Source organism: Ferrimonas lipolytica (assembly GCF_012295575.1).
In the GTDB taxonomy this organism is placed as follows: domain Bacteria; phylum Pseudomonadota; class Gammaproteobacteria; order Enterobacterales; family Shewanellaceae; genus Ferrimonas; species Ferrimonas lipolytica.
Map to the genome: position 1 here is coordinate 1095253 of NZ_CP051180.1, position 12454 is coordinate 1107706.

Sequence of the window (12454 nt, forward strand, 5' to 3'; positions counted from 1 at the left end):
GCTAGTGTAACTGGGGGGCGACTAGGTGTACGTTAGGCCATACTTAGGTCATAAATGCGCCAAAAAGGGAGAGACTATGACAACTTTGCAGAATCGATGGCTGTTTGTAGCGGCCTTTTTCGCCATCACCGTTGGTGTAGCCATTGTCGCTCCACCGCAACCTGCCGCGCCAAACCAAACTTCGTTGAGTAAGCAACAGAGTGAATTCTATGGGGCGATGGCTAAACGTATGTACGACGGCAGCGCCTTTCAAGATGGGGTTGGTTTTGATATGCGCGATGGGCCTGAGGATGAAGCTGACATCAATGAATTGCTTCGAGACTTTCCTACTGCCTCTGGTGCTATTCACGGCCAAGTAATTCTCGAACAGCAGCACCTTGCCGCGTCCGAGGGTAATTACGAGCAGGCGATGCGTCTTATGGCCATGAGCTTTGTTAGCGGTTCGCCAAGCGGCAGTTACGCCAATAATTGGTAAGCTGAAATAGTAAAAATAGCACCAGCGCTGCGATAACCCCAAGCAGGTGTGACTCCACCGCAATGCGGCTATCGATTAGCGCGGTGGTGGACGCATTTGCGCCGACAACATTCTCCCAGCTCACTTTGGCTATGACACCTGCGAGCAACAGCCAACCTGAACGCCATTGGCACTTTATGTCGAGTAACGCGCCCCAAGTAAATAAGCCATGCAGTAGCCCACTTAGGCCAACGTATCGCCATGTATCGGCAACCCAGACGTAGATCCCTGTACTGATAATTAACATCATCGCCAAGGTAACCAACCAGATGGTACGGTCGCCGTAATAGGGCTGATGTAAGCCGAATATCAGCCAAAGTCCGCCGAGGTTCATCCACAGGTGGTAGCTATTGGTGTGGAGTAGGTGGCCGGTAACTAAGCGCCAGTATTGCCCTTGTTCAATATCGACTCGTGACCAATCAAGGTTGTCTTTTAGTTCTGGCATGGTAGCCAAAATCAGCGCCATGAAACACAGCGACAGCGGCAACGCCAGTTGGGACCAAGTTGGCCACGAGTTACCTTTAGTCAAGTTGGCACAACCCCTGTTGCTGTTTGTGTCGCAGCTGTTGGTTAACGGTGTCTCGTTGGCTTAAGTAATCGTTTAAACCATTGGCTCGCAGAATGCAGGCTGGGCAAGTGCCACAGCCGTCACCAAGCTCACCGTTGTAGCAGGTGAGGGTACGCTGCTGCACCAGTTCAAGTGCTTGATAGTTATCTGCCAGTGCCCAGGTTTCCGCTTTATCTAACCACATTAGTGGTGTGCTCAAACTAAGTGGGCGGTCCATGCCGAGTTCTAACGCTTGCTGCAGGCTCTTGACGAATTGGTCGCGGCAGTCTGGATAACCTGAATAATCGGTTTCACAAACGCCAGTAATAACGGTGCTGGCCCCAATTTGATAGGCATAGATACCCGCTAGAGTGAGAAACAGAATATTGCGACCGGGAACAAAGGTGTTGGGCAAGCCGTTGTCCATCAACTCGGTTGCAACCGGAATGCTGTCTCGGGTTAGCGCGCTGATGGCAAGCTCATTGAGTAAGCTAACATCTAACACCTTGTGGGCAGCGATATTGAGATCGGTTGCGATCGCTTTCGCTACCTCAATCTCCTCTTTGTGGCGTTGACCATAGTCGAAGGTAATCGCGTGGACCTCGTCGAACTGTTTTATGGCTTGAACTAAGCAGGTAGTGGAGTCTTGGCCCCCACTAAATACCACTACGGCTTTATTGGTAGTCATAGATTATTTCTCAAAGCTGCCGTGTGCAGCGAAATGGATCAGTTGTTGTTGGTATGAGCTGATGTCGCCAATGTTGTCACTAACCCACTGAGGGTCGTAGTAACTATCTAGGTAACGTTCACCGGAGTCACACAACAGGGTAACCAATGATCCTTGCTGGCCCTGTTGTTGCATTTTGCCGGCAAGTTGCAGCACACCAAATAAATTGGTACCGGTGCTGGCGCCAATTTTACGGCCCAGCAGTTGCGCTAACCACAGCATGGTAGCGATAGACGCTGTATCGGGAACTTGAATCATCTCGTCGACAACGTTGGCGATAAAAGATGGCTCAACGCGAGGTCGACCGATGCCTTCTATCCGTGAACAGGCGTTGGTGGTGATCGTTGCATCCCGTTGTTGAAAGTAATCGAAAAAGACGGAGTTATCCGGATCAACCACACACAAACGAGTTTGCTTGCATTGATAACGAAGGTAGCGACCAATGGTTGCCGAGGTACCGCCGGTGCCAGGGCTCATTACGATGTGGCTTGGCTCTGGAAATCGTTCTCGTGACATCTGACTAAAGATCGAATCGGCAATGTTGTTGTTACCGCGCCAATCGGTCGCTCGTTCAGCGTAGGTAAATTGATCCATGTAGTGGCCATTGAGCTCATCCGCCAAACGTTGGCTTTCAACATAGATATCAGCAGGGGCAACTAGGTGGCAGCGGCCGCCATAGAATTCAATCTGATCGATCTTACTTTGCGCTGTTGAGTGCGGAATAACGGCGATAAACTCTAAGCCAAGTAAGCGCGCAAAATACGCTTCGGAAATTGCAGTGGAGCCCGAGGAAGACTCAATAATAGGTGAGCCTTGGGTGATCCAGCCGTTGCTAAGGCCATAGAGAAACAGTGAACGGGCAAGTCGGTGCTTAAGGCTGCCGGTTGGGTGGGTGCTTTCATCTTTAAGGTAGATGTCGATGTTATTAAGCGCTGGTATATCAAGCTTAATAAGGTGGGTGTCAGCACTACGTTGAAAGTCTGCTTCTATCTGTCCAATCGCCCAATTTACCCAACTGCGTGTCATAATAGTTCCATCGAGATCAATATGTTTGCGCCAATGGTACCGTATGAACCCAGAACTGTTAAAAGAATTAGCCAACGACAAGATGCCTTTTGGGAAGTATGCCGGGCGGTATTTGAGCGATGTGCCAATCGCTTATTACGTATGGATGCAAAACAAGGGCTGGCCGGCAGCACCACTAGGTCCGAAAATGGCATTAATGCTGGAAATTAAACACAACGGATTGAGCCATTTGTTAAAACCATTGCGACGCTAAGGTGCAATTGGTTATCACTGCTTTAACCTATCACTGCTTTAAGTTATCGCCGCCGAGCAGCGAACGATTACTCATTATTATTTCGACTAAACAGCGTAACCAGTGTTGTAGCGATAATGCCTATGTAGCGGGAATGCTGATGTTGAGCAAGGTTTGCTGTGAATGGATGCTTAGGGCTCGTTGCAATGTCGTTAGGGGCTTAATCGGAGCTAACAAAAAGGCTGTGTACCAACTAAGTGTTATTCTTTCCAATGTTGTTCAAGCACCGGCTAGGCGAGTGTTGATACAAGGGGAAAGCACTACCGCGGTTGATCTGCTGCGCCGCATTGGAACCGTCCAGCGAAGCGTTTTGGACGGCGACCTAAAGCAAGGGGATTCCAAAGGGGCCAAGCTCCCCCTCGCTAATGCATACAAGAATTGCATACAAGAATGTGCCGTCGCCACCGTGACATTACCCTTAAGAGTACTGCAATCGGTACTCTTAAGAGTTGAGATAAATCTTTACAGCCAATTACGACACAGCAATAAAAAACGCCATCCGAATGGATGGCGTTTTTTTAATATGGTGGAGGGAGGTGGATTCGAACCACCGAAGGCAGTGCCATCAGATTTACAATCTGGTCCCTTTGGCCACTCGGGAACCCCTCCACGGGGTCTTGCTAAATTGTCCAACCGATGCAACGTTCTAAGGCCGTTAGAAGGTTATGATACGCATCAACTTGGTTTGTCTACCTCGCTTGGGCGAAGTAGCGGAATATGGTGGAGGGAGGTGGATTCGAACCACCGAAGGCAGTGCCATCAGATTTACAATCTGGTCCCTTTGGCCACTCGGGAACCCCTCCACGGGGTCTTACTAAATTGTCCAACCGATGCAACGTTCTAAGGCCGTTAGAAGGTTATGTTACGCATCAACTTGGTTTGTCTGCTTCGCTTGGGCGAAGTAGCGGAATATGGTGGAGGGAGGTGGATTCGAACCACCGAAGGCAGTGCCATCAGATTTACAATCTGGTCCCTTTGGCCACTCGGGAACCCCTCCACGGGGTCTTACTAAATTGTCCAACCGATGCAACGTTCTAAGGCCGTTAGAAGGTTATGTTACGCATCAACTTGGTTTGTCTACCTCGCTTGGGCGAAGTAGCGGAATATGGTGGAGGGAGGTGGATTCGAACCACCGAAGGCAGTGCCATCAGATTTACAATCTGGTCCCTTTGGCCACTCGGGAACCCCTCCACGGGGTCTTACTAAACTGTCCAACCGATGCAACGTTCTAAGGCCGTTAGAAGGTTATATTACGCATCAACTTGGTTTGTCTACCTCGCTTGGGCGAAGTAGCGGAATATGGTGGAGGGAGGTGGATTCGAACCACCGAAGGCAGTGCCATCAGATTTACAATCTGGTCCCTTTGGCCACTCGGGAACCCCTCCACAGGGGTCTTGCTCTATTGCCACTTACCGTATCAAAGCTACGTTGCAGCTCCTCTGTAAGTGCGGCGTATACTAACAATTTCCTTTTCGGTGTAAACCCTTCAAGCCAAATTTTTTCTAAAGTTTTAGCGCTTTGCCCCGATAAATTTTATGAACGGTTTATTTCTGGATATTTTCTATGCGCACTGACGCTATTTTAGTCAATGAATTACAGTTAGGTGATTCCCTTAATCAGGCGGTTCAACAAGATCGCCGTGAGGACTTCTCACTGTTGCTGGCTATGATGGTTCAAGATGTGCGTTTTCAGAGCCAGTTTCAATTGGGTAAAGATGAGCAGGGCGATAATGTTTCGGTTCGTCAGCAATTGCATCTCGCAGAACCTCAGGCATTAGTAAGCCAATATCAACAAGAAGGGCGTACCATTGTAAATGCAGACGCCTTCCAGCAAGGTGGTTTGGTTCAAAGCCGTTTGCAAAACTGCTTACAACCGGAAGCAGTTGATATTCAAGGTCAACACCCTTATGGCATTCAGCAGGCGCTGAATAACGCCGAACCGTGGGTCAGTAAACGGCAACAAGTTGCAGTACAGATGCAACGCTTCCCGCAACAAATGGATCTAGCCAATTTGATTGCTCAACAGCGAATTCAGAGCAATGCATTACTGGCCGCTGCGTAATAATCACTAGCGTTCTCTTATGTGACAAAGTAGTTACATCGGATCCGCTGTGATCAAGGTCACGGTCAAGAATAGTGGCAACTATATAATTCCCTGCTTACGTTAACCAAAGATAGGAGTGCGAAATGTCACTTAAACTTGAACAGACCTCAGCCGATTGCTGTGGCGCGTATGCTGACATTGGTAGTGTTATCTCGGCTGAAGACAACGTGCTCGATATTCACTTCAACGCTGAAGATGAAGCCACTGGTATGGTGCAGTTCGCTGAGTTGCTGGTAAAAGCACAAGCTCGATTTGCTGACGTCACCGGTGAAGCTAACTGGGAGAATGATAAGCAGGCCGTTGTTGGCCATGTTGTATTTAGCTGTGCAGCAGAACGACTCATTTTTGAAATGGGCGCGTAATCGAAGAAATTAAGCGATAAAACAGGGTTTTATGGAAAATGTAATGCCTGTTTTTGTTTTACGTTGAAGCTGTAGTGGGACGAGTAATGGCTGAGCATGAACAAATCGATGGGTCAGAGTCCGCTTTAGTCAATGCAGGTTTAGACGCTTCAGCTAATGCAGTTACGCAGAGACTGGTTAACGATTTTAACTGCAGCATTTGCACTACTTGGTTGTTTTCCAACGACCGACAACATTTAACTTGTCTTTCTCGTTGCGCTAATCAGTCCCAGTTTTCCACCTTTTCCTCATTACACCGTTCAGATTTTCCTCAGTTCTTTCGATTTTTCGACCACAGTAATGTGTTGGTAGCCGAAGCCGCACGACTCCATCCTGCGACATCCTGTTTTAATCAGACCCACCTGATTGTTGATGGGATCCATTCCCTATTTGCGCTAACCATTGAGATTAACCCTCAATGCCTAGGGCTAGTAATACTTGAATTTGATTACCCAACTCAATTAATGCCAGAACAAATATTAAACGCACAACGTCTCACCAACGATTTAGGTGGCTTTCTCAATGGCCAATATCAACTCCAACCGGAAATTGGTTTTAAGTTGTTTGAATGCGCCATTGAAAATACCAAGCAGCGCATCATCATTATCGAAGCTGACACCCTCAAAGTGGTGTACGTCAACGACGCTCTCGCTAATTTCAATCGCCAGTCTCCCCATTGGCTTGTTGGTCAATCAATTAAAAAGCTAAGAAGTTATAAGCAGTTTCCGCAGCAGTGCGATGCCCTTATTGTCCAAGCATTGGCGCAGCGGCATATCGACGGCGAGTTTACTATTACCGGTGTCGACGGCATGCCCCAATGGTTTGAGTATGAAGCTAGAGCGATTACTGTTGGTGACAAAGATTACGTCGTCAGTTTGTCGGAAGACGTTTCGGCACAACGATGTCATCAGCAAAAACTGGAATCTCTGGCATGGCGTTGTCAGCTTTCGGGGCTAAATAATCGCTCCAAGTGTCTAAGCGATCTAAAAAATCAAAAGTTACCATTGCTGATGTTAATCGACATCCGTGGCTTCAAAAACCTAAACGATCGTTTTGGCGAGCAGTTTGGCGATGGCGTGCTAAAAGAGGTAGGACGCCGAATTAACCATTTTTGTGAAGCTATTGCTGGCTCACATGCCTATCGCATTGGTGCCGATGAGTTTGTTATTGGCTTTGAAACAACGCCAACAACAGAGCTTGTGGATATAGCGATTTCGCTGGGTAAGCGATTGCATGCAGAGATTGTTATTGACGGCCATATTCATCGCATCGACACCATTATGGCTGGTCTTGAGTTAAGCGTACTGTCAGAGCAGATTTCGCCACTGGCGGCACTGGACATGGCAATGATTAAAGCCAAGCAATGCCGATCATTTCAACTATTTGATGAGCAAATTCAGCAGCGTTTTCTCGACGAGACCGAGCTTGAATCAGAGCTCAAATCCGCAGTGGCACGACGACAGATAGAATTGCATTTTCAACCGCTGATTGACGTCAGTCGGGGGGTAACCAGTGGCGCCGAAGTGTTGATCCGTTGGCAACATCCACGTTTAGGCTTGATCTATCCTGGTCGTTTTATCGATATTGCCGAGCGCAGTGGCCTTATTGAGCCGATAGGGCGTTGGGTGTTTGAGTCGGCGCTTTATCAGCTTTATTTGTGGCAGCGCCGTTGGCCCGAGTTACAGATGCACGTCAACGTTTCGGTTAAACAGCTTTTGACCGATGAGTTCTTCGAGATCTGTTGGAACCAGCTAAATCGTTATCGGGTTAAACCTGGCAGCTTGGTCTTAGAGATAACCGAGAATACTCTAATGGAGGATGTGGAATCGGTTGGGATCCTTTGTGAACAGCTTGGTGAATTGGGGCTGGTGTTGGCTATTGATGACTTCGGTACCGGCTACAGTTCGATGAGTTACTTGAAGCAGTTGCCAGTACAGAAGCTAAAGATTGACCGTTCATTTATTGCCGATCTTGAACACTCGAAAGAGAGCCGTTTGATCGTGCCTGCGATCGTGGCAATGGGCAAGGCATTAAATATGAAGATCACCGCCGAAGGGGTTGAAAATCAATTCCAAGAGCAGTTTTTACGTAAGCACCTTTGCGATGAGATCCAAGGCTTCTTCTACAGTAAGGCGATTCCGGCAACCTCATTTGAAAACCATTTAGTTAGCCACAGCAACGCTTAAATTTTTTTGTTGAGCCGCAGGGGCAAGGGTCATTCCGTTGCGGCATTGGGCTGAGTTGGTTGATGTCACCGTCGCAATAAAGCCAACGCCCTTGCTCCTTAACAAAACGTGAGCGCTCATGCAAAACGCCCAACCCGGTTGATTCGCGGTACCATGCCTTAAACTCGACCTCAGCGGTATCTCCTTGATGTACTACATCGATGATATCCAAGCGACAAAAGTCAGTTTGTTGGCAGGCGTTAGCGAGCTCAGATTCGGTCAATTCACCGCGAAAGTTGGCATGATGGGTTGCCAATAGATAATGCGCCTGTCCTTGCACGAAGGCGCAATAGCGAGAAGCCATTAATCTATCGGCACTGCTGGCCACGGCGTTGTCTAGGTGTAGCGGTTGGCAGCACATCGAGTAATTTCGTTGGCTGCCACAGGGACATAAGTTCATTGTGATAGTGGTGCTCTGGCTTGAGTATTAATGGGTTCAAAGGCCGCATCGTACACCAAACCCGGTACCGCTTTGGCGTCGATAAACAGGTTTTGTTTCACTCGATTGGCGCTATCGGCCAATATCTTCCATTCACCGTTACCATCTTTAGCAAAGGTAAATAGGTATTTGCCCCCGAATTGGGTTGCAGCCTCGCCACTCTCTTTTGGCGGTTGATAGCGCATCTGATAGTAGCCCGCATCGACCACGACGTCGCCGTGCTGAATACGATTGCTGCAACGAAAACGGATTTCAATGGTGGCATCGCGTTGTTGCACTTTGCTAAACCATTTACTGTATGCAGCCAAGATCTCGCTGCGCCCGTCTACAATAGGAATCTTGTCGGAAACCCCCATCATCAGCGCTTGATCGCTGTACTGTTGCTTAATCGATTCACTATCAAGAGTTTCATAGGCAACAGAAAAATTATCATAAAAGCGGTTGATGTTGTCGTTTACTTCAATGCTAGCAAAGCCCACTTTTGGGATAAGCAGTAGCATGAGAAACCACTTTGAAATTTGCAAACTAACCTCGTCCATATCGGTCTCGCGGCTATTTTGGCTTGTTGCTGCACTTTGTAAAGTGAAAAACTTTTACAAAGTGTGAGTATGGGAGTGCCGCCAATTCAGATCGAGTTATAATAGTTTGCTTATAACGAAACATCGAACAATCAGGGGCAACACCAGTGAATCATGAAGAACAAGACCTGTTTATGGCAGAGATGTCCGATGTTAAGCCATTGCAGCACAACCAAGTTCGTCAGCGACAGAGCGAACAGCAGTTAACCGCAGCGCAAATTGCGCGACGAGAAGCAGCTCAGCAAGACGATCAACAAGCCGCGGATCAACTTACGCTAGATGCGGTTGATCTGGTGGAACCAGAGGACATTATTGGCTGGACCCGAGGAGGCATGCAGCATGGTGTTTATAAAAACCTTCGTTTAGGCAAGTATGCGCAAGATGCCCGCTTAGATTTACATGGTTTGAGCGTAGAGGAGTCACGACGGGCATTACTGCAATTTATCGTTGATTGCCAACGCAACAACATTCGCAGTGCCTTGATCTTGCATGGCAAGGGGATCCACTCCAAACCGTTTCGCGGGATATTAAAGAGCTATATCGCTAAATGGTTGCCTTGCATAGCGGAAGTATTGGCGTTTCATAGCGCGCTAGCACACCATGGCGGTACCGGTGCGGTGTACGTACTGATGAAAAAAAGCCCCAATGAAAAGCTCGAAAATCGCGAACGGCACCAGAAGAAGTGATCTGGGCAACATGACAACAAGGTAACGATTGTTGTGGTATAAGGGGAAAGGTAAGCTTTTTGGAGTAATTGCTCAACTATTTGCTACCGAATTGGTTTTATGTTCTCAATTAATCGACTGTGTTAGATTAACAAAGTTGAATAGTATCTGTTGAAGCTTGTGAGTTGCGGTAAAATTATTACCTGTATGAGTTTTAATTCTTTGCTTTTAATGAAATTTTTGTCATCTTTGCAGAGTTAGCGGTGTGCATTGCGAACGCCATTACGCCTTTGGGCTGCTGCCAGCGTGATAAATGACTGAATGATATTCGGCGGGCATAACGCCTTGTTGACTAATAACAAAACCTATTTTGCTGGGCTGTCCAGCGTTTGGAGATTTTATTGTGATTAACGTGTTTCTAGTTGACGACCATGCCTTAGTGCGCACTGGTATTCGACGCATATTAGAAGACGAGCGTGGCATTAAAGTCGTGGGTGAGGTTGGTGACGGCGACCAAGCGGTGCAATGGTGTCGTAAAAACAGTGCTGACGTAGTGGTTATGGACATGAGCATGCCAGGGATCGGTGGCCTAGAAGCGACGCGGAAAATTTTACACTTCAACCCAGAAGTGAAGATCATCATTCTAACCGTTCACACCGAAGAGCCAATTCCTTCTAGAGTGATGGCTGCTGGTGCTGCTGGCTTCCTCACTAAGAATGCGCCTCCAGCGGATATGGTGCAGGCTATACGTGCTGTGGCTACTGGCCAACGCTATATCGATCCGGTGATTGCACAGCAAATGGCGTTGCGTCCGTTTAACCCTGAGAAGAATCCGTTTGATGAACTTTCCGATCGCGAGTTGCAGATCAGTATCATGGTTACCTCTGGCCAAAAGGTGTCGGAGATAGCTGAACAACTGAATATCAGCCCGAAAACGGTCAATGCTTACCGCTATCGCTTATTCGAAAAACTTAAGATCAGTGGTGATGTAGAACTGACTCGTCTGGCCATTCGATATGGTATGTTGGACGCAGAGAAAATTTAATTCTGCGAGTCTATGACTGAACAATTCGATTACCGAGCGTTTTTGCGCTCGGTAACCAGCGAAGCTGGTGTATACCGAATGTACGATACGCCCCAAGGCACGGTATTATACGTCGGCAAAGCGAAAGATCTTAAAAAGCGCCTTAGTTCCTACTTCCGCTCGAACATTCCAAGCGTTAAAACTCGTGCTCTGGTGGCGCAGATTGGCCATATCGAGGTGACAGTAACCCATACTGAAACCGATGCACTCATTCTCGAACATGACTACATCAAGCAATATATGCCACGTTATAACGTGTTGCTGCGGGATGATAAGTCGTACCCCTATATTTTGCTGTCCGATCACCGCCACCCCCGTTTAGCCTTTCATCGTGGCCCTAAACGCGCCAAGGGTAGCTACTTTGGGCCTTATCCTAATGGCGGGGCAGTGCGCGAAAGCTTGCACCTAATGCAGAAACTATTCCCAATTCGCCAGTGCGAAGACGGCTTCTATCGCAACCGCTCCCGACCTTGTCTGCAATACCAACTCAAACGTTGCTCTGGACCATGCACAGAGATGATCAGCGACGACGACTATCAGCAGCAGGTGCAGATGGCCAAACTGTTTTTACAGGGCCAGAGCCAGCAGGTTCTTGGCCAGTTGGTTGAGAAGATGGAAGCTGCGAGTGTTGCATTGGAGTTTGAACAGGCAGCTCAGTATCGGGATCAACTGCTGGCGTTACGACGAGTACAAGAGCAGCAGGGGGTGCAGGGCAGTAGCGATGGCGAGTCCGATGTTGTTGGTGTGGCTATTGAAGGTGGGATGGCTTGTGTCCATGTACTGTTTGTACGACAGGGTAAAATTGTCGGTAGTCGCAGCTATTTTCCGAAGCTACCCAGTAACACCGGCATTGACGAAGTCACGTTGGCATTTCTGTCGCAGTTCTATCTGGGCGGTGGCGATGAGCGTATGGTTCCGAAAGAGATCATCGTTAATGTCGATCACGACGAGTTAACGGAACTGGCGCTGGCGTTGACACAGCGCAGCGGTACTAGGGTGCAGTTTAAGTTTAACGTTCGTGGCGATCGGGCTCAGTTTCAGCGGTTAGCTGCCACCAATGCCAGCACCGCATTGAGCAGCAAGATTGCTCATAAGAGTACCGTTACTGAGCGTTTTAGGCAGCTTGCTGAAGCATTAGAGCTTGATAAGCCAATAGCCCGGATGGAATGTTTCGACATCAGCCACACCATGGGTGAGAAAACCGTGGCTTCCTGTGTTGTATTCAATCGCGAAGGACCAGCAAAGCAGGAATATCGACGTTACAACATCAGCGGGATTACCCCAGGCGATGATTACGCCGCAATGACCCAAGCGTTGCAACGTCGTTATCAAGGCAGTACCGAAGCCAATACACTACCAACAATATTGTTTATTGACGGCGGTAAAGGGCAGCTGACTCAGGCGGAAGCAGTGATGGAACAAACCATCGGCAACACCGAATTGCCAATGCCATTAATGGTTGGGGTGGCAAAAGGCGAGGGCAGAAAGCCCGGACTGGAAACGCTTATCCTTGGTTTTAGTCGGGAAATTATTGATCTTCCTGCCGATGCACCGGCGTTGCACCTCATTCAGCATATTCGGGATGAGGCGCACCGTTTTGCCATTAGCGGACACCGAGCTGCACGGGGCAAAGCCAGAACTCAGTCGACGCTCGAGTCGGTACCGGGGGTTGGTACAAAAAGAAGGCAACAATTGCTTAAATTTTTAGGTGGTATGCAGGAACTTAAGCGTGCAAGTGTGGCTGAGATCGCTAAAGTGCCAGGAATTAGCAATCAACTCGCACAAAAAATCCATGATGCGTTGCGCAGTTAGCTGCTATTGCGGCATGATTGCGTGGATAACGTGAAGCCGGA

The 12454-nt window shown here is 48.3% G+C and carries 13 protein-coding genes and 5 tRNA genes; 8 read left to right on the top strand and 10 right to left on the bottom strand.

Annotated elements, in window-relative coordinates:
* Positions 1 to 76: 76 nt before the first annotated feature.
* Positions 77 to 475 carry a hypothetical protein gene (locus HER31_RS05175; RefSeq protein ID WP_168659584.1) on the top strand — a complete coding sequence of 133 codons (399 nt, stop codon included), beginning with the start codon at positions 77 to 79 and terminating at the stop codon, positions 473 to 475.
* Here HER31_RS05175 and rrtA read toward each other — a convergent pair.
* From rrtA to HER31_RS05190, 3 genes are read right to left on the bottom strand one after another with little or no spacing between them, the layout of a single operon-like run.
* A complete protein-coding gene (gene rrtA / locus HER31_RS05180; RefSeq protein ID WP_168659585.1) occupies positions 435 to 1043 on the bottom strand; it encodes a rhombosortase in 609 nt (202 codons plus the stop codon). The genes HER31_RS05175 and rrtA overlap by 41 nt on opposite strands.
* A complete protein-coding gene (queC, locus tag HER31_RS05185) occupies positions 1036 to 1749 on the bottom strand; it encodes a 7-cyano-7-deazaguanine synthase QueC (RefSeq protein ID WP_168659586.1) in 714 nt (237 codons plus the stop codon). Before queC ends, rrtA begins: the two co-directional genes overlap by 8 nt.
* Before the next feature lie 3 nt (positions 1750 to 1752).
* Positions 1753 to 2814 carry a PLP-dependent cysteine synthase family protein gene (locus tag HER31_RS05190; protein ID WP_168659587.1) on the bottom strand — a complete coding sequence of 354 codons (1062 nt, stop codon included), beginning with the start codon at positions 2812 to 2814 and terminating at the stop codon, positions 1753 to 1755.
* Between the two features lie 43 nt (positions 2815 to 2857).
* On the opposite strand from HER31_RS05190, the gene HER31_RS05195 reads away from it, so the two are divergent.
* Positions 2858 to 3067, top strand: a complete 210-nt coding sequence (locus HER31_RS05195) for a DUF3820 family protein (protein WP_168659588.1) — start codon at positions 2858 to 2860, stop codon at positions 3065 to 3067.
* A 563-nt stretch (positions 3068 to 3630) separates the two neighbouring features.
* On the opposite strand, the gene HER31_RS05200 is transcribed toward HER31_RS05195, so the two are convergent.
* From HER31_RS05200 to HER31_RS05220, 5 genes are all read right to left on the bottom strand, one after another.
* Positions 3631 to 3715, bottom strand: a tRNA-Tyr gene (locus HER31_RS05200).
* Between the two features lie 109 nt (positions 3716 to 3824).
* Positions 3825 to 3909, bottom strand: a tRNA-Tyr gene (locus HER31_RS05205).
* Positions 3910 to 4018: 109 nt separating this feature from the next.
* Positions 4019 to 4103 (bottom strand) — tRNA-Tyr (locus tag HER31_RS05210).
* Positions 4104 to 4212: 109 nt separating this feature from the next.
* A tRNA-Tyr gene (locus HER31_RS05215) sits at positions 4213 to 4297 on the bottom strand.
* Between the two features lie 109 nt (positions 4298 to 4406).
* Positions 4407 to 4491 (bottom strand) — tRNA-Tyr (locus HER31_RS05220).
* Between the two features lie 178 nt (positions 4492 to 4669).
* Between HER31_RS05220 and HER31_RS05225 the strand changes: the two genes are divergently transcribed.
* The 3 genes from HER31_RS05225 (at position 4670) to HER31_RS05235 (ending at position 7796) form a co-directional block, all read left to right on the top strand.
* Positions 4670 to 5167, top strand: coding sequence for a VC2046/SO_2500 family protein (locus tag HER31_RS05225; RefSeq protein WP_168659589.1), 498 nt, complete (start codon positions 4670 to 4672; stop codon positions 5165 to 5167).
* A 125-nt stretch (positions 5168 to 5292) separates the two neighbouring features.
* Positions 5293 to 5571 carry a DUF406 family protein gene (locus HER31_RS05230; protein WP_168659590.1) on the top strand — a complete coding sequence of 93 codons (279 nt, stop codon included), beginning with the start codon at positions 5293 to 5295 and terminating at the stop codon, positions 5569 to 5571.
* 86 nt (positions 5572 to 5657) lie between these two features.
* Positions 5658 to 7796 (top strand): sensor domain-containing protein, encoded by a 2139-nt coding sequence (locus HER31_RS05235; protein WP_168659591.1) that lies wholly within the window; start codon positions 5658 to 5660, stop codon positions 7794 to 7796.
* On the opposite strand, the gene HER31_RS05240 is transcribed toward HER31_RS05235, so the two are convergent.
* Positions 7777 to 8235 carry a YchJ family protein gene (locus HER31_RS05240; RefSeq protein ID WP_168659592.1) on the bottom strand — a complete coding sequence of 153 codons (459 nt, stop codon included), beginning with the start codon at positions 8233 to 8235 and terminating at the stop codon, positions 7777 to 7779. The genes HER31_RS05235 and HER31_RS05240 overlap by 20 nt on opposite strands.
* Positions 8232 to 8774, bottom strand: a complete 543-nt coding sequence (locus HER31_RS05245) for a YybH family protein (protein WP_168659593.1) — start codon at positions 8772 to 8774, stop codon at positions 8232 to 8234. Before HER31_RS05245 ends, HER31_RS05240 begins: the two co-directional genes overlap by 4 nt.
* A 185-nt stretch (positions 8775 to 8959) precedes the next feature.
* Here HER31_RS05245 and smrA point away from each other — a divergent pair, with 185 nt between their 5' ends.
* From smrA to uvrC, 3 genes are all read left to right on the top strand, one after another.
* The gene (gene smrA / locus HER31_RS05250) at positions 8960 to 9538 is read left to right on the top strand and encodes a DNA endonuclease SmrA (RefSeq protein ID WP_168659594.1); all 579 of its coding nucleotides are present in this window, start codon (positions 8960 to 8962) and stop codon (positions 9536 to 9538) included.
* Positions 9539 to 9920: 382 nt separating this feature from the next.
* On the top strand, positions 9921 to 10562 hold the full coding sequence (gene uvrY / locus HER31_RS05255; protein WP_168659595.1) for a UvrY/SirA/GacA family response regulator transcription factor: 642 nt from the start codon (positions 9921 to 9923) through the stop codon (positions 10560 to 10562).
* Positions 10563 to 10574: 12 nt separating this feature from the next.
* The gene (uvrC, locus tag HER31_RS05260) at positions 10575 to 12413 is read left to right on the top strand and encodes an excinuclease ABC subunit UvrC (protein WP_168659596.1); all 1839 of its coding nucleotides are present in this window, start codon (positions 10575 to 10577) and stop codon (positions 12411 to 12413) included.
* Positions 12414 to 12454: the final 41 nt, after the last annotated feature.